Consider the following 17,727-nt stretch of genomic DNA (forward strand, 5'->3'; position numbering starts at 1 on the left):
AGTCTCAAGGCGGAAAAACGACAAAGGAGGGGATGTTGGATGAATTGAAAGTGCTGCCCCTGACGTCGGATCGCTGGAACGATTTCGAAACGCTCTTCGGGCCGAGCGGCGCCTGCTATGGTTGCTGGTGCACCTATTTCCGCATTCCGACATCCGACCGTAAGACGATGGATGGCAATGCCAAAAAGGCGTTCATGCAGGCGAGGGTCGCCGCCGGTCCGTCGCTCGGCATTCTCGGCTATATCGGTGAACGGCCAGTCGCCTGGGCGCAGGTCGGTCCGCGCTCGGAACTGCCGCAGTGGAACTCCCCGAAAACCGTGTCACGGCCGATCGAGCCGGCCGATGCCGAAGACGCCTCCGTCTGGGCCGTCAGCTGCTTCTTCATGAATTCGCGCGATCGCGGCAAGGGATATAGCCATCGCATGCTGTCGGAGGCGGTGAATTTCGCCAAGGCCTCCGGCGCGCGTATTCTGGAAGGCTGTCCGATCGAACGGACGAAACAGTCGAAATCCGTCGGCCTCTATGTCGGCTCGCTCAGCATATTCGAGGCCGCCGGATTTTCCGAAGTGGCGAAACGAAAGGATGGGCGACCCTTGATGCGCCTCATTCTCTGATGGCGCCGCGGCTGTGGTCAGCGGGCGATATGGGCGTGGATCAATGGCGCGGCTTCAGCCCAGTCGTTCGTCTGGGGAATATCGGCGGCCACGGTTGGAGCCATGCGATGCACGATCGAATCCGGCTTCAGATTGATCAGAAGGCAGCTTTCGACATGGTCGCGAACCGAATGCAGATTATGCGCCATGTCATCCACGAAGGCGACGGGGAGGGGGCGAGCGCCGTGCAGGGTCTGCACGATCGGCCCCTTCGGCTGCAGCGAGGCGATGAGCGGATAGGCAAGGCCGAGCCGGTCGAGAAGGCGGCGGCGCTGGGCCCAGAATTGCGGCGGCATGGCGGTGAGGAACACGACGTCGGCGTCCCTCGAGAAATCGCCGAGGGCCTCGACGACACGGTCGAGCGGCGTCTGCCACTGTTCCTGCGCTTCGAAAAAAGCCTCGATCAGGCGATGGACGTCCTTTTCCTCCAGAGCCGCGCCATTGGTCTTCGAAATGATATTGCCGGTCAACCGGAAAGAACGCGGCAGGAATTCATGGCCCTCGGCATCGAGAAAGACCAGGAAAGGCGCAAAAAAATGCAGCACCACATCATCGACATCGCAGACGACCAGCGGCCGGTCTCCCAGGCGGACATGCGACATATCCAGTTCGATCGGAGCGTCCATCGTCAATATTCTCCCGAGGAGAGGCCGGGCGGTGAAAAATGCGCCGCAGCAGCCATAACAGTCTCCGGCGCCATTCCGCTTGCCTCACTGAAAGCGAGCAAGGTCGGCTCGTGGTTCATCAGGAAATCCAGCATGCCCGCAAGAAAGGCCGGTTCGTTGATGGCGTTGCGCACCTGTGCCGGTTCGACGCCGGTCAGGGCCAGGAAGCGGCCGAACATATCCGGCTCGTTGGCGAGCCAGCCAAGTACCGCGATCGCAGTCTCCTGCGGATCGGCGGCCGCCTTCTTGGAGTTCTTGAAGTTACTTTGCATTTTGAGAGGTAAGTTACCTATTTTTCAACCAAATGCCGCTAATGTCCGATTCAAATATTTTTGGAATCGATTTGTCGCGACCTTATATTTTCAGCAAGTGGATGCAATACCGAATGCAGGGACAGCTCTCCATGCCTAAGCAAGTGATGATTGTAGAAGACAACGAGCTGAATATGAAGCTCTTTCGCGATCTGATCGAGGCGTCAGGCTACACCACGATCCAGACGCGGAACGGCATGGAAGCCCTTGATCTGGCTCGTAAACACCGCCCGGACCTGATCCTGATGGACATCCAGCTTCCCGAAGTTTCGGGGCTGGAAGTGACGAAATGGCTGAAGGAGGATGACGATTTGCACGTCATTCCGGTGATCGCGGTTACCGCCTTTGCGATGAAGGGTGACGAAGAGCGCATCCGCCAGGGCGGCTGCGAAGCCTACGTCTCGAAGCCAATCTCCGTTCCGAAATTCATAGAGACCATCAAGACTTATCTGGGCGACGCCTGAGCGTGGGGAAAGACCGATGACCGCGCGCATCCTGGTAGTTGACGACATCCCCGCCAATGTGAAGCTTCTCGAAGCGCGGCTGCTGGCGGAGTATTTCGAGGTGCTGACCGCCGAGGATGGCTTGAAGGCGCTGGCCATCTGCGACAGCACGCAGGTCGATCTCGTCTTGCTCGACATCATGATGCCCGGCATGGATGGTTTCGACGTCTGCGAGCGGTTGAAGTCCGATCCGCGCACCTCGCATATCCCCGTCGTCATGGTCACCGCGCTGGATCAGCCGACCGACCGCGTGCGTGGGCTGAAAGCCGGTGCCGACGATTTCCTGACCAAGCCGGTGAACGACCTGCAGCTTATCTCGCGCGTCAAAAGCCTGTTGCGCCTGAAGACGCTGAGCGACGAGCTGCGGATGCGCAACGAGACGGCCCGCAATTTCGGCATCGAGGATCTGCTGCGCCTGGGGGATGGCCGCGTTGACGAAACTGGCCAAGTCCTCCTGGTCGATGGCCGGGCCAATTCACAGGAGCGCATCATCCGCGCCCTGAAACCGATCGCCCAGGTGACGGCAACCTCCGATCCGCAGGCCGCCTTGTTCGAGGCTGCGGAAAAGCCGTTCGAGCTCGTCATCGTCAACTCCAATTTCGACGATTACGACCCGTTGCGGCTTTGCTCACAGCTTCGCTCGCTGGAGCGCACGCGCTTCCTGCCGGTGCTGCTGGTGACGGAGCAGGGGGCTGACGAGATGATCGTCCGGGCGCTCGACCTCGGCGTCAATGACTATATCGTCCGGCCCCTGGATCCGAACGAGCTGGTTGCTCGCAGCCTGACGCAGATCCGCCGCAAGCGTTATAATGATCGTTTGCGTGCCAGCATGCAGCACACGATCGAGCTTGCCGTCACCGACGCGCTCACGGGCCTCAACAACAGGCGCTATCTCGACAATCACCTGAAGATCCTGTTCAACCGCTCGCTGGCGCGGGGCCGGCCGCTCTCGATCCTGATCACCGACATCGACCGCTTCAAGCTGGTGAACGATACCCATGGCCATGACGCGGGCGATGAAGTCCTGAAGGAATTTGCCGCTCGTATCCGCTCCACCGTGCGCGGTGCTGACCTGGCCTGCCGTTATGGCGGCGAGGAGTTCGTCGTGGTGATGCCGGATACGCCTCCCGAGGTTGCCGCCGTCGTTGCCGAGCGTCTGCGCGCGGCGGTGGAAACCGTGCCAGTCACGCTGCGGGAAACGGGCGCCGCGCTCAACATCACCGCTTCATTCGGCATTTCGTCCCGCCTGGAAACCATAGAGACGCCCGAGCAGTTGATGAAGCAGGCTGACCTTGCCCTTTATGAAGCCAAGAAGGCAGGCCGCAATCGGGTCGTTGCCGCGGCCGCCTGATCCGAAATGATGCCGTCCCGGATCTGGTACCCTTCAATATCCATGGGCATTTCGGGGTTTTGAACAACAATCAAAAATTTAGAACCATGCTTCCACAATTATATGCACACTAATTTCTGCCGCAGAATAAACGTTATAATTGCTGTATAATCTGACCGAAATGCTTGGCTGCCGGCAATGACCCAATGCCCGATAACGTATTGTACACGATATGCTTGATGGCTCTGAAATCGAACGGGTGAAAAACCATGAGGACGCCACTCATAATATGCCTGTCACCATAGTATGAAATTGTACTTAAATATCTCCCGTTCGAATTTGCTATGTATACGCTAATTATCTCTTCGTTTTTCGGATGTACTCGCTTCGGGATTGTTATCTTTTCTATGGATGAAATTGGGTAAAAGCGGGAATTTTAACCATTCGGCCAGAGCAGAATTTTTTATCATTAAGAATTTGTTGATTTTCTTTTGATTTCGCGCAAATTTAGTCCCGTACAGAGATAACCCGAGAGGGTTTTGAGAATACCCCATGATGCTCAGGTCCGCCGCATCTCCTGGGTCGTGGGGTCGGTCGGCTGGCAGGCAATTTCAAGCGGTTCCTCGTGCCGTTTTGCAGGCTAGCCGGCCCCCAATTTAAAACGCCGCTCTTCCTTTGGGAGGCGGCGTTTTTCTTTGGCCTTAAATATCAGCGAGATGCGTTTTAGGATCCCCTGATCGTCGGCGCCCTCGTGACGTTTTGCACAGGAAAGCGGGTCCGAAAAGAGAAAGGCGCTAACCTTGCGGTTGCGCCTTTTTCTGTAACCAGAAGTTTAGGAAACTTACTTGATCTTCGTTTCCTTGAACTCGACGTGCTTCCTAGCAACCGGGTCGTACTTGGTCTTCGTCATCTTGTCCGTCATCGTACGGCTGTTCTTCGTCGTAACGTAGAAGAAACCGGTGTCGGCCGTCGACAGCAGCTTGATCTTGATAGTGGTAGCCTTGGCCATGGTCGTCCTGCCTTTAAGAAAAATGAAAGCCGTGGACGGCCAGTGCGGAGGTCCACGGCAAATTCTGGCGCGAAACTACAAATCGCGCCCAAAAAGTCAACCCCTCTTGCCCATGAAAAGCAGCCGTATCCCCGAAAGCAGGACATAAAGGCCGAAGAAAAAGGCGATCGCCCAGGCAAAACCACTGGGGCTGGCGATATCCATGGCGGTGCCGACGGTCGGAGGCCCAAGGACCATACCGATCGCATAGCAGAAAACGAACGCGGCATTGGCAGCGACCAGATCAGAGCCCGTCAGGCGCGTTCCGAGGTGGCTGAGGCCTACCGTATACATGCCGGAGACGCAGCCGCCCCAGAACAGCAGGATGACTGCCAGAAGCATCCAGTTCGAGGCCAGCGAGGGCAGCAGAAGCGCGCCGACGAACCCGATCGTCGCCATGATCGACAGCAACGGCCGCTTGTCGTGCATACGGTCGGCAAGCAGCCCAAGCGGGATCTGAAAGATGAAGTTCCCGACGCCCATCACCGTCAGCAGCAGGGCTGCCTGTGATTCGTTGAAGCCCAGGCGAGTGGCATAGCTGGTGAACAAGGATCCGCCGCCGACGGTCACCGCACCGAACACGAAGACGGCAGCCGTGGCTGTCGGCACCAGGAAGATGTAGCGGACGAAATGCAGCTCCGGCTTCTCGTCGACGATCGGGCTCTCGTTGCGGGCGATGAAGATCGGTATGGCCGCGGCGAGAATGATGCAGGCGCCGATGGCAAACGGCATCAGCCCCTCGCTGCCGACCAGCGAGAACAGCAGGGGCCCAGCGGCAAAGCCGAGCGAAAAAACCGTGGAATAAATGCCGAGCACGAAACCTCGCTTGGAGGGTGGGGAAGCGGCATTGATCCAGAATTCCGACAGGATGAACAGGGTCGTCGTCGAGCCGTGAAAGATCAGGCGCAACGGAAACCAGAGCCACAGATTATCAGCGTAGTAAAAGCCGAGGGAACTCAGTGCCGACAGCACGACGGCCCATATCATCGTCTGTGTGACGCCGAAGCGATGGGCGAGCTTCGTGGTGATCAGAGCCGCGATCACCGCGGCGACCCCCATCATCGCCGTGTTCAGGCCGATCAGGCTCGAGGGAATGCCGCGTTTTTCCAGGATGATGCTGAGGAGCGGGAGGCCGAGGCCGATGGCGATGCCGACAGCCGAAACGGACGAAATCGCGGCGACGAGCGAAGGCCAGTGAATTTCTTCGACATGGCCGGCCTTGCCGTTCGTCTGTTCAGTCATGAATTGATCCTTAGAGCATTTGGCGAACGAATCATTCGCGACGCGGGGGGATAGAAAGGCACGGCACGGCCAAATCCAGGTGACGGTTCGGCTCTCATGGGATCGGTCGTACCCTCCAGAATGATCCTTTCGACGCCCGGCATGTTCAGACAAGAAACGCCGCCGATGTCAAGCCGTTGGAGATCAGGCAATTCGCGCGAATCACCAATATGCGATGATTCCATACCGGTCATGACCGACGGCTGTAGCGGCACATGCCGACCCTGGCCGGCCGATAAGGCTGGCGATATCCGTTCGAGCGCGGTGTTCAAGAGCGGTTGTTCCCCTGATCCCATTCATCCGGGCTGTCGTCATGGCCGCCGAAGCCATGCATCCTCAGCGCCCATTGCAGACCGATGACGCCACCCTTGATCGGCTGGATGATGGCCAGCGCGGTGATCACCGTGATCGGCGCCCAAATGGCGAGATGGACCCATACGGGCAGATGAAAAGCCATATCCGTCATCATAAAACCGCCGACCACGACATGGCCGAGCACAAGGATCACCAGATAAGGTGGCAGGTCGTCGGCGCGCTGGTGGAATATTTCCTCGCCGCAGGCGGCGCAGCGGTCGACCGGCTTCAGGAAGGCACGGAAGAGCTTGCCCGTGCCGCAGCGTGGACAGCGGTTCAGTAAGCCGCGCATGATGGAGCGCCCCAGCGGTCGTTCAGCCTCGTCGGGACCGCCATAGCGGATCGTGGAATCGGACGGGCTGCTCGTCATGAACGTTTCCTTCCTGCCGGCAGCAGCCGTCTATCGGCGGCCGCGCGGTGGCCTTGTTCCCGGTGCCTTGCGCGCCGGACTGGTGTTACGGCGCGTCGCCTTGTGGAAGGAGCGCATCGCTGTCGGCATGGCGCGGCCGTCGCTCAACATTTCGAAGCGCAGGGCACCGGCAAGCGGGATCGCTTCCACTAGGCGCACCGTCACGCTGTCGCCGAGGCGAAAGCCGAGCCCGGTCTTTTCACCCGTCAGCGCCTGATGCGCCTCATCATAGATGAAATAGTCGGAGCCGAGCGTGGATATAGGGATGAAACCATCGGCGCCATAGTCGGGCAGGGTGACAAATAGTCCCGACTTGGTGACGCCGCCGACGCGTGCCTCGAATTCCTCGCCGACACGCCCGGCAAGATGATGGGCGATCAGCCGGTCGACTGTTTCGCGCTCGGCCGCCATGGCGCGGCGCTCGAAGGTGGAGATCTCGGCGGCGATATCGTCGAGCACTGCTTCCTCGTCCGGCGTGATGCCGCCCTCGCCGAAGCCGAGCGAGCCGACAAGGGCGCGATGCACGATCAGGTCCGCATAGCGGCGGATCGGCGAGGTGAAATGCGCGTACTTCATCAGGTTCAGGCCGAAATGCCCGATATTGTCGGGGCTGTAGATTGCCTGGCTCTGCGAGCGCAGCACCATCTCGTTGACCATGGTCTGGTGCGGCGTGCCCTCGGCCTTTGCCAGGATGCCGTTGAAGCTGTTGGCGCGGACATTGCCGCCCTTGGCAAGCGTGATGTCGAGTGTAGCGAGAAATTCGCGCAGCACTTCCTGCTTGGCAAGTGTCGGGCCGTCATGGATGCGATAGATGAGCGCCTGCTTCTTTTTCTCCAGCGTCTCGGCGGCGGCGACGTTCGCCTGGATCATCATTTCTTCGATGAGCTTATGGGCGTCGAGACGCGGCGGCACGATGACGCGATCGACCGTGCCATCCGGCTTCAGCTGGATCTTGCGTTCCGGCATGTCGAGTTCGAGCGGCTGACGCCGTTCGCGGCCACGCTGCATGATCTTGTAGGCGTGCCACAGCGGCTTCAGGATGGGCTCCAGCATCGGCCCGGTCTTGTCGTCCGGCTGGCCATCGATCGCCGCCTGCGCCTGCTGATAGGACAGCTTGGCGGCACTCTTCATCATGATGCGATGAAAGGTGTGGCCGGCTTTCCGGCCTTCCTTGGAAAAGACCATCCGCACGGCAAGGGCAGGGCGGTCGACGCCTTCCTTGAGCGAGCAGAGATCGTTGGAGATGCGCTCGGGCAACATCGGCACGACGCGGTCCGGGAAATAGACCGAATTGCCGCGCTTCTGGGCCTCGCGATCCAGCGCCGACTTGGGGCGCACATACCAGGAGACGTCGGCGATGGCGACGGTGATGATCACGCCGTCCGGATTGTCGGGTGACGGGTCCATTTCGGCATAGACGGCGTCATCATGGTCCTTGGCATCGGCCGGATCGATGGTGATCAGCGGCAGGCTGCGCCAATCCTCGCGATGCGACATGGTAGCGGGCTTGGCTGCGTCCGCCTCGGCGGTGACGGCCTGCGGGAAAACATGCGGAATGCCATGTGCATAGATGGCGATCATCGAGATCGCCTTTTCCGATGCGACCGAGCCGACGATCGACAGAACCTTGGCGCGCGGCAGGCCGAAACGGCCGAGACGGGCCACTTCGACCTCGACCAGATCGCCGTCCTTGGCATCGCCGGTATATTCCGGATCGATTACCATTTCCTCGCCGCGCCGCTGGATCGGCATCAGCCGTCCGCCGCCGCCCGGTGTCTCGCGGAAGACACCCATGGACGCGCCCTGGCGCTTGTCGATGACCTTGATGATGCGGGCGGTATAGGCAGGGCCGCCGCGATCGACGGCCGAAAAGATCTTGGCGAGGATGCGGTCACCCATGCCGGCGACGGGCGCCTTGCCCTTGCCGTTGCGGCCGGCTGGCGAAGAAGACTGTTTGATCATCACGGCCGGAGCCACGCCGTTTTCTTCCGGCCACTCGGTCGGGCGGCCGATCAGGCTGCCGTCCTTGTCGCGCGTGGTGATATCGAGAACAGCGATCGGCGGCAGTGCGCCGGGGCGGATGAGCGACTTGCGGCTCTTCTGCACCATGCCGTCCTGTTCAAGCTCGCGCAGGAGGCTCTTGAGTTCGATGCGGGCCTCGCCCTTCAGCCCGAAAGCCTTGGCAAGTTCCCGCTTGGACGCTTGTTGGGGATGATCGGCGATGAAGCGCAGGAGAACCTCGCGCGGCGGCAGGACGCCGTGGATGATCGCCATCATCGGCTCTGCATCGCCGCTGTTTTTCGTCACGCGGCCAACCTTGCCGGAGCGTTGCTCCGGCGATGAATTTCTGCCGCGTGGTTCTCTGCTCACTCTGCACTCTTCTTCGTTGTCTTCGTCTTGGAGGCCGCTTTGGCTTTCGGCTTGGCGGTGGTCTTCGTCGTCTTGCTCGCGGCCGCTGCCGTCTTGGCTTTGGCCTTGGCGGGCGCTCTGGCCGGCTTTCCACCACCGGACTTGCCGGCCTTGGCAACGATCAACGCCAGCGCTTCTTCAACCGTGATAGCCTGCGGATCAGAACCCTTCGGCAGAGTGGCGTTGACCTTGCCCCAGTTGACATAGGGTCCGTATTTGCCATCGCGAACCGTAATCGAGCCGCCGCCATCGGGATGGGCGCCGAGATCCTTCAAGGCCGCCGGCGTGCCGCGTCCTCCGCCTGGTCCCTTGCTCTGCTTTTCAGCAATAACGGTGACGGCGCGGTTGAGGCCGACGGTGAAGACGTCTTCCACTGTCTCGAGATTGGCGTAGCTGCCGTCATGCAGCAGGAACGGCCCGTAACGGCCGATGCCGGATGAGATCATCTTGCCGCTTTCGGGATGCTTGCCGATATCGCGGGGAAGCGAGATCAGCGCCATCGCCTTCTCGTAGTCGATGTCTTCCGGCTTCCAGCCCTTCGGCAGAGAGGCGCGCTTGGCTTCCTTGCCATCGCCACGCTGGATATAGGGTCCGAAACGGCCGGAGCGCAGCGTCAACTCCTCATTGGTCACCGGATCGGTGCCGAGCGCCTTCGGTTCGCTCAAGCCCGAGGATTCGGCTTCAGTGCCGCCATCCGAGGAGAGCTGGCGCGTATAGTTGCATTCCGGATAGTTTGAGCAGCCGACGAAGGCGCCGTATTTGCCGAGCTTCAGCGACAGGTTGCCGGTGCCGCAGACCTGGCAGATGCGCGGGTCGCTGCCGTCTTCACGCTTCGGGAAGACCAGCGGCGCCAGCGCTTCGTTCAGCGCGTCGAGCACGTTGGTGACGCGCAACTCCTTGGTGTCCTCGATCTGGGCGAAGAAGTCGCGCCAGAAGTCGCGCAACACATCCTTCCAGTTCAATTCGCCGGCCGAAATGCGGTCGAGCTTCTCTTCGAGATCGGCCGTGAAGTCGTATTCGACGTACTTGGTGAAGAAGCTTTCGAGGAACGCGGTCACCAGGCGGCCCTTGGCCTGCGGCAACAGCTTGCGCTTGTCGATCGTCACATAGTCGCGGTCGCGCAGCGTCGCCAGCGTTGCCGCATAGGTCGACGGGCGGCCGATGCCGAGCTCTTCCATCTTCTTGATCAGCGATGCCTCAGAATAGCGCGGTGGCGGCTCGGTAAAGTGCTGTGTCGAGTTGATCTTCTGCTTGGCGAGGTTTTCGCGCGCATTGATCTCCGGCAGGCGGCCATCCTCGTCGTCGGCATCGTCGCTCTGCTCGCCGTCTTCCTTCTGGTCCGTATAGGCGGCGATGAAGCCGTCGAAGCGGATCACGGAGCCAACGGCGCGCAGGCCAGCCTTCTGGTCGCCATTGGCGGCGAGGATCTCGACGGTGGTACGTTCGATCTCGGCCGAGGCCATCTGGCTGGCGATGCCACGCTTCCAGACGAGGTCGTAGAGCCGGAGCTGATCGGCATCGAGGTATTTGCGCACACGATCCGGAGTACGGTCGAAATCCGTCGGGCGGATCGCTTCGTGCGCTTCCTGGGCGTTCTTCGCCTTGGTCGAGTAGAGGCGGGCCTTTTCCGGCAGGTAGCGGTTGCCGAACTGATCGGCGATGGCGATCCGCGCCGCGTCGATCGCTTCCGGTGCCATCTGCACACCGTCCGTACGCATATAGGTAATGAGACCGACGGTTTCGCCGCCGATGTCGACACCTTCATAGAGCTTCTGTGCGACCTGCATGGTGCGCGAGGCCGAGAAGCCGAGCTTGGAGGAAGCGGCCTGCTGCAGGGTGGAGGTGGTAAAGGGCGGGCTCGGATTGCGCTTGACCGGCTTTGCCTCGACGGTGTCGACGACATAAGAGGCGCCTTCCAGCAGCGCCTTCAGATTGCCGGCCTCTTCGCCATTGCCGACAGCACGCGGTTGCAGGCGCTTGCCATTGGCAGCCACCAGCCGGGCCTCGAATTCGTCGCCGCGCGGCGTCTTCAGGATTGCCGAGAGATTCCAGTATTCCTCGGAAATAAAGCGCTCGATCTCGGTTTCGCGATCGCAGACGAGGCGCAGCGCCACCGACTGCACGCGACCCGCCGAGCGAGCGCCGGGCAGCTTGCGCCACAGCACCGGCGACAGGTTGAAGCCGACGAGATAGTCGAGGGCGCGGCGGGCGAGATAGGCGTCGACCAACGGCACATCGATGTCGCGTGGGTCGGCCATGGCGTCGAGCACGGCCTTCTTGGTGATGGCATTGAAGACGACGCGCTTGACGGGCTTGCCGTTGATGACACGCTTCTTGTTGAGAAGATCGAGCACATGCCAGGAAATCGCTTCGCCTTCGCGATCCGGGTCGGTCGCGAGAAATAGGGCATCGGAGGTTTTCATCGCATCGGCGATGTCTTTCATCCGCTTTTGCGAAGCGGCGTCAACTTCCCACAGCATCTCGAAGTCCTGATCGGGCAGGACCGAGCCGTCCTTGGCGGGCAGGTCTCGCACATGGCCAAAGGAAGCAAGAACCGTATATCCGGGTCCCAGATATTTGTTGATTGTCTTGGCCTTGGCAGGCGATTCCACCACTACAACGTTCATCATAAATCTCTGAATAAGAGGTCGCGCCGGAAAAAGGCGCGGGAGAAACCGGGTATTTTCGCTCCCCGGCCTTCCGACATGGACAGGGAATTCGTCGCGGTCAAGAGGCGATGTCGATTTTTGCCAACGGCTCGATGCCGCGATCCCTTCCGGATGGCATCTGTATTACATCCCGAAAAAATGTTCGCCGACGCTTCCGGCGGGGGTGCAGCCATCATATCGGGATGATCGGCCATGCTTTCAATCCAGCATTGAGATCGACACCAGCCCGCCCGGATGTCGATGCAGCCGCCCAGCCATGTCCAGTTCGAGAAGCACGGAATGGACCGACGATACCGACAGGCCGGTATGCCGGATAATGTCGTCGATCTCCACGGGCGTCGGTCCGAGCGCGTCGACGATCTGATCGCGGTCGGTATCGTCTGGCGGTGGCGACAACGGCTTGTCGTTCTTTTCGACCGGCGTTTCCGCAAGTTGCGAGCGAAACAGGTCGGGTTCGGCCAATGGCCGCAGCGCTTCGACGATATCCTCCGGACGGGTGACGATCATCGCACCGTCCTTTAGCAAGCCATTGGTGCCCTCGCAGCGCGGATCGAGCGGCGAACCGGGGACAGCAAAGACCAGTCGGCCGAATTCGCCGGAAAGGCGCGCGGTGATCAGCGAACCGGAGCGTGTCGCAGCCTCGACCACGACGAGGCCGAGAGAAATGCCTGATATCAGCCGATTGCGGCGCGGGAAGTCGCGCGCCCGGGGTTCCCAGCCAAACGGCATCTCGCTGACGGCAAGGCCGTCGCCGTCCCATATCTCGTTCAGCAGGCCGACATTTTCAGGCGGGTAGGGCTGGTCGAGCCCACCGGCCATGGCGGCGATTGTGCCGGTCCGAAGGCTGGCGCGGTGCGCGGCCGTATCGATGCCACGGGCGAGGCCCGAGATGATGGCGTAGCCGGCCTCGCCGCAGGTGCGGGCGATCATGGCAGCGAATTTCGCGCCGCTGATCGAGGCATTGCGCGAACCGACGATGCCGATGGCCGGACGAACCGCTGCCGACAGGTTGCCTTTGACAGTCAGAAGCGGCGGCGCCCCGTCGATCTCTTTCAGAGCCTGCGGATAGCCCGGCTCGCCGATGCCGACGAAGCGGGCGCCGAAACGATGCACTGCCTCCAGTTCGCGCAGCGCGTCCTGCTCACTGGCGATGCGGATCACCCGCGTCCCGCCACCGCGTTGCGACAGGTCCGGCAAGGCGGCGAGAGCGGCTTCAGCGGAGCCATAATGATGAATGAGATCGCGAAAGGTCGAGGGGCCGACATTGTCGGAGCGGATGAGCCTGAGCCAGGCGATCCTTTGTTTTTCCGTCAGCGCAATTCCGTTTCGTCCTGCGCTGCCTGCGACCATTACCCCTTCGCTCCGATCTTGGTTTCCGTGCCGGCTGTCAGCCTGATGATATTGGCCCGGTGCTTGTACCAGGAGATAACGGTCATCAGCGCCATGACGGCGGCGATCTTGTCGGCGCCCAGTATCCACAATGCAACCGGAATGACAAGGGTTGCAACCAGTGCGGAAAGAGAAGAGTAGCGGGTAGTGAAGGCGATGACCAGCCAGACGATGGCGAAGATCAAAGCCATGAACGGCGCGAGGCCGAGGAGAATACCCAGGTAGGTCGCAACACCCTTGCCGCCCTTGAAGCCGATCCAGACCGGAAAGATATGGCCGATGAAGGCGGCAAAGCCGGCGAGAATACCTGCGTCCTCGCCGAAGAAGTGCGAGACGATCAGTACTGCCACCGTGCCCTTGAAGGCATCAAGCAGCAGCGTTGCCGCCGCCAGACCTTTGTTACCGGTGCGCAGCACATTGGTTGCGCCGATATTGCCCGAGCCGATATTGCGGACATCGCCGAGACCGGCCATGCGCGTCAGAACCAGGCCGAAGGGAATGGAGCCGAGGAGATAGCCGATAACGGCTGCTGCCAGTGCGGTCGGCAGGGTGAGCTGCCATGTCCAGAATTCCGCCATCACGTCTTATTCCCTATAAGCCCCAGCTTCACCTAGAGACTGTGAACCAGCTTGCCCGCGACATAGGTTGCAACGGCCCGGCCGCTCATTCTTGCGTCTTCGAACGGTGTATTCTTCGAGCGCGACAGAAGCATGTCTTTGGCGACAAGCCAAGGCTCATCGAGATCGATCAAGGCGATATCGGCCTTCGCGCCCGGCTTCAGCGTGCCGGCGTCGAGACCGAAGATCTGCGCCGGCCGCGTCGACAGGGCGTCGATCAGCCGCATCAGGCTGACATGGCCGCTGTGATAGAGCCGAAGCGCTGCGGCGAGCAGTGTTTCCAGCCCGACCGCGCCATCCTCCGCCTCTCCGAACGGCAGGCGCTTCGTGTCCACATCCTGCGGATCGTGCGAGGAGACGATGATGTCGATCGTGCCGTCGGCCAGTGCCTCGATCATCCCCATGCGGTCGTCTTCGGCACGTAGCGGCGGATAGAGTTTGAAGAAGGTGCGATATTCGCCGATGTCGTTTTCGTTCAGCGCCAGATTGTTGATCGAGATGCCGCAGGTGACCTTTGCGCCGCGAGAGCGGGCAAGGCGGATGGCCTCCGCCGATTCCGGCACCGAAATCATCGCTGCGTGGTAGTGGCCGCGGGTCAGGGCAGCGATCCTCAGATCGCGCTCGAGCGGAATGAGCTCGGCTTCCTTCGGAATGCCGGAAAGGCCGAGCCAGCTTGCAAACAGCCCCTCATGCATGACGCCATTGGCGCCAAGATATTTGTCGCGGGTCTCGCAGGAAATGACCGCGCCGAATTCGCGCGCATAGGTCATGATCCGGCGCAGAACCTGCGTGTCGTGGACACCGGAATGCGCGTCGGTAAAGACGACGGCACCGGCTTGGCGCAGGAGGCCGATTTCCGTCATTTCCTCGCCGGCAAGGCCCTTGGTGAGGGCTGCAGCCGGATAGACATTGACGACAGCCGTATCGCGCGCCGTCTTCTTGACGAATTCGACCAGAGCGATGTCGTCGATGACGGGATCGGTGTCCGGCATCATGATGAATGAGGTAACGCCGCCGGCCGCCGCCGCGCGGCTGGCCGAGGCAATGGTCTCGCGATGCTCGCCGCCGGGCTCGCCGACATGCACGCGGGCATCGACCAGGCCGGGAACGGCGACGAGGCCGGTGCAATCCCGCACTTCGGCGCCTTTCGGTGCGGCCTGGCTCTTCGCGTCCTTGCCGGCAGCGACGATGAGGCCGTTTGCGACGATGATCGTGCCGACCTCATCGAGATTGCGCGAGGGGTCGATGATGCGGACGTTCTGGAGGACGATCGAGTTGCTCATGCGCCAGCTCCCTCGGTGCGCGGCCCCTGGTTCTGTGAGATCAGCAGCGTCTCCATGACTGCCATGCGCACAGCGACGCCCATTTCCACCTGCTCGGCGATGACGCTTTGCGGGCCGTCGGCGACTTCCGAGGCAATCTCGACACCACGGTTCATCGGGCCGGGATGCATGACCAGCGCATCCTCCTTGGCGGCCTTCAGCGTCTCTGCGTCGAGCCCATAGAAATGGAAGTATTCGCGCACCGAAGGCACGAAGGCACCGGACATGCGTTCGCGCTGCAAGCGCAGCATCATCACCACATCGGCGTCCTTCAGCCCTTCCTTCATCGAATGGAAGACCTCAACGCCCATATCCGCAATCCCGGCGGGCAGCAGGGTGGCGGGTGCCACGACCCGAACCCGCGCGCCCATGGCATTCAGCAGCAGAATGTTGGAGCGGGCGACGCGCGAATGCAGCACGTCGCCGCAGATCGCCACGATGATGCGCGACAGCTTGCCCTTGGCGCGGCGGATGGTCAGCGCGTCGAGCAGCGCCTGCGTCGGATGCTCGTGCTGGCCGTCGCCGGCGTTGACGACGGAGCAGGAGACCTTCTGTGCCAAGAGCGCGGCGGCGCCGGCGCTGGAATGGCGGATGACCAGCACGTCGGGGCGCATGGCGTTCAGGGTCATCGCCGTGTCGATGAGCGTCTCGCCTTTTTTGACCGAGGAGTTGCCGACCGACATGTTCATCACGTCGGCACCCAGCCGCTTGCCAGCCAATTCGAAAGAGGCTTGCGTGCGGGTCGAGGCTTCGAAAAAGAGATTGATCTGCGTCAGCCCGCGAAGCGTCGATGTCTTCTTCTCGCGCTGGAGGCTGATCTTCACCGCCTCGTCGGCCTTGTCGAGAAGATAGGTGATATCCTGCTCGGTGAGGCCCTTGATGCCGATGAGGTGGCGGTGGGGAAAGAAGACCATGAAGCTGCCCTCTGGATTTCGTCAGGGCGTCTATAAAGAGGGAGTGGCTCAGGGGCAAGCGTGGGCTTTGGATAAGCTCATTTGTTCCCCATGCAATTTGATTCGAATCTCGTTACAGCGCTAATCTCGCGAGACGAAACTTCCGGTTTCCTTTTGCAATCCTCATGCTCTAAAAGCGAAATATGACCCAATCGACCCGGAATGACGATACATTTGCTGAACTGAACCAGCCGAGCCTCTGGTCCGGCATCAATGCTTATCGTTCCGATCCGCTGATCGTCGATCTGACCTCCGGCCTGCCGCGCTCGACGCGCGAGGATCTGGAGCAGATGGGCCGCTACGTCACCTCGCATGAGGCGCAGGAACTGGCGCGCATGGCAAACCAGGGCACACCGCAACTGCGCACCCATGGGCCGCGCGGTGAACGGCTGGACGTGGTCGAATTCCACCCGGCCTGGCATGCGTTGATGCGCCGTTCGATGTCGGCGGGTCTGCATTCTTCTATCTGGGACGCACAGGCCGATCCGGATGCGAAAGGCCAGTCGCACAAGGTTCGCGCAGCACGTTTCTATCTTACGGCGCAGCTCGAATGCGGCCATCTTTGCCCGCTGACCATGACCAGCGCTTCGGTCGCGGCGATGATGGCGTCTCCGGCGGTGCAAAAAGACTGGGCGCCGAAGGTCCTGTCGCGCAAGTATGATTCGTCCAACAAGCCGGCCATGCAGAAGTCCGCCGTCACCATCGGCATGGGCATGACGGAAAAGCAGGGCGGCACGGATGTGCGCGCCAACAAGACGACCGCCGACAAGGTCAGCGACGGTATCTACCGGCTCTCCGGCCACAAATGGTTCATGTCGGCGCCGATGAGCGATGCCTTCATCATGCTGGCGCAGACCAAGGACGGCATGGGCTGCTTCCTGGTGCCGCGACTGCTCGAGGATGGCTCCGCCAACGGCCTGCAATTCCAGCGGCTAAAGGACAAGCTCGGCAATCGCTCGAATGCCTCTTCCGAGGTCGAGTTCAGCGACACTTTCGGCTTCCTGCTCGGTGCCCCCGATGGCGGCATCCGCACCATTCTCGACATGGTGACGCTGACGCGCCTCGATTGCGCCCTTGCCTCCGCCGGCATTATGCGGGCTTCGCTCGCCGAAGCCGTGCATCATACGCGCGGCCGCAGCGTTTTCGGCAAGACGCTGGTGCAGCAGCCGATCATGACGCGCGTACTCGCCGACATGGCGCTCGATGTCGCGGCCGCAACCGCGCTCGCCTTCCGGCTGGCGGAATCCTTTGACAAGGCCAGCACCAGCAGCGAAGACGCCGCCTATGCCCGCGTCATGACGCCGGTTGCCAAATACTGGTGCTGCAAGATCGCGCCCGCGCTGATCTACGAGGCGATGGAGTGCATCGGCGGCAGCGGCTATATCGAGGAACGCCCGATCGCCCGGCATTATCGCGAGGCACCGGTCAATGCGATATGGGAAGGCTCCGGCAATGTCATGGCGCTCGATCTGCTGCGCGTGCTGAACCGGGGCAGGGACCTGTTCGAGACCGTCTTCGCCGGCCTTGCCCGCGATCTCGGTCCGGCGGGCAAGAAGACCATCGACGTGCTCCGGGCCGCCATGGCGCTGTGCGAACAGGACGAGGGCGCTGCCCGCCTGCTGATCGAGCAGATGGCGCTCGCCGCCGGTGCCGCAGAGCTTTATCGACTGGGTGCCGGCAAGATCGCCGACGCCTTCATCGAAACCCGCCTGGCCGGCGGCTGGCGCTCGACCTACGGCATGCTCGATGCGCGGTTCGACGCGAGCTACATCGTCGATCTGCTGTATCCGCCGGCGACTTAGGTGGTGGGGTTG

Annotated in this window: 15 protein-coding genes; 4 read left to right on the forward strand and 11 right to left on the reverse strand. The window is 61.3% G+C overall.

The genetic code is table 11. The annotated features are described in order from the left end of the window. Positions 1-32: 32 nt before the first annotated feature. A complete protein-coding gene (locus EX00_RS27585; RefSeq protein WP_047465043.1) occupies positions 33-614 on the forward strand; it encodes a hypothetical protein in 582 nt (193 codons plus the stop codon). 17 nt (positions 615-631) lie between these two features. Here EX00_RS27585 and EX00_RS27590 read toward each other — a convergent pair whose 3' ends face one another. Further along, positions 632-1,279, reverse strand: coding sequence for a hypothetical protein (locus tag EX00_RS27590; protein WP_047465044.1), 648 nt, complete (start codon positions 1,277-1,279; stop codon positions 632-634). 2 nt (positions 1,280-1,281) lie between these two features. Next, on the reverse strand, positions 1,282-1,590 hold the full coding sequence (locus tag EX00_RS27595) for a DUF3572 domain-containing protein (protein ID WP_047465045.1): 309 nt from the start codon (positions 1,588-1,590) through the stop codon (positions 1,282-1,284). A 131-nt stretch (positions 1,591-1,721) separates the two neighbouring features. On the opposite strand from EX00_RS27595, the gene EX00_RS27600 reads away from it, so the two are divergent. Both EX00_RS27600 and EX00_RS27605 read left to right on the forward strand, forming a co-directional pair. Then, a complete protein-coding gene (locus EX00_RS27600; RefSeq protein WP_028754034.1) occupies positions 1,722-2,093 on the forward strand; it encodes a response regulator in 372 nt (123 codons plus the stop codon). Positions 2,094-2,109: 16 nt separating this feature from the next. Continuing rightward, on the forward strand, positions 2,110-3,483 hold the full coding sequence (locus EX00_RS27605; protein WP_047465046.1) for a PleD family two-component system response regulator: 1,374 nt from the start codon (positions 2,110-2,112) through the stop codon (positions 3,481-3,483). An 820-nt stretch (positions 3,484-4,303) separates the two neighbouring features. Here EX00_RS27605 and rpmG read toward each other — a convergent pair. The 9 genes from rpmG to EX00_RS27655 form a co-directional block, all read right to left on the reverse strand. Then, positions 4,304-4,471, reverse strand: coding sequence for a 50S ribosomal protein L33 (rpmG, locus tag EX00_RS27610; RefSeq protein WP_007626161.1), 168 nt, complete (start codon positions 4,469-4,471; stop codon positions 4,304-4,306). Positions 4,472-4,567: 96 nt separating this feature from the next. Beyond that, positions 4,568-5,752, reverse strand: a complete 1,185-nt coding sequence (locus tag EX00_RS27615) for an MFS transporter (protein WP_047465052.1) — start codon at positions 5,750-5,752, stop codon at positions 4,568-4,570. Positions 5,753-6,059: 307 nt separating this feature from the next. Further along, positions 6,060-6,515 carry a DUF983 domain-containing protein gene (locus EX00_RS27625; RefSeq protein ID WP_047465055.1) on the reverse strand — a complete coding sequence of 152 codons (456 nt, stop codon included), beginning with the start codon at positions 6,513-6,515 and terminating at the stop codon, positions 6,060-6,062. Between the two features lie 30 nt (positions 6,516-6,545). Continuing rightward, complete coding sequence (rnr, locus tag EX00_RS27630; protein ID WP_047465057.1) at positions 6,546-8,924, reverse strand: ribonuclease R; 2,379 nt, start codon at positions 8,922-8,924, stop codon at positions 6,546-6,548. Then, complete coding sequence (gene topA / locus EX00_RS27635; RefSeq protein WP_047465058.1) at positions 8,921-11,590, reverse strand: type I DNA topoisomerase; 2,670 nt, start codon at positions 11,588-11,590, stop codon at positions 8,921-8,923. The genes rnr and topA overlap by 4 nt, the downstream gene beginning before the upstream one ends. A 240-nt stretch (positions 11,591-11,830) precedes the next feature. Continuing rightward, positions 11,831-12,982: a DNA-processing protein DprA gene (gene dprA / locus EX00_RS27640; protein ID WP_047465059.1), complete on the reverse strand. Its 1,152-nt coding sequence runs from the start codon at positions 12,980-12,982 to the stop codon at positions 11,831-11,833. Beyond that, complete coding sequence (plsY, locus tag EX00_RS27645) at positions 12,982-13,599, reverse strand: glycerol-3-phosphate 1-O-acyltransferase PlsY (protein ID WP_047465060.1); 618 nt, start codon at positions 13,597-13,599, stop codon at positions 12,982-12,984. The genes dprA and plsY overlap by 1 nt, the downstream gene beginning before the upstream one ends. 32 nt (positions 13,600-13,631) lie before the next feature. Further along, complete coding sequence (locus tag EX00_RS27650) at positions 13,632-14,921, reverse strand: dihydroorotase (RefSeq protein WP_047465062.1); 1,290 nt, start codon at positions 14,919-14,921, stop codon at positions 13,632-13,634. Then, complete coding sequence (locus EX00_RS27655) at positions 14,918-15,874, reverse strand: aspartate carbamoyltransferase catalytic subunit (protein WP_047465064.1); 957 nt, start codon at positions 15,872-15,874, stop codon at positions 14,918-14,920. Before EX00_RS27655 ends, EX00_RS27650 begins: the two co-directional genes overlap by 4 nt. A gap of 182 nt (positions 15,875-16,056) precedes the next feature. Between EX00_RS27655 and EX00_RS27660 the strand changes: the two genes are divergently transcribed. After that, on the forward strand, positions 16,057-17,715 hold the full coding sequence (locus tag EX00_RS27660; RefSeq protein WP_047465066.1) for an acyl-CoA dehydrogenase family protein: 1,659 nt from the start codon (positions 16,057-16,059) through the stop codon (positions 17,713-17,715). Positions 17,716-17,727: the final 12 nt, after the last annotated feature.

The sequence above is a fragment of the Martinezella rhizogenes genome (assembly GCF_000799715.1).
Taxonomy (GTDB): Bacteria; Pseudomonadota; Alphaproteobacteria; order Rhizobiales; family Rhizobiaceae; genus Rhizobium; species Rhizobium rhizogenes_C.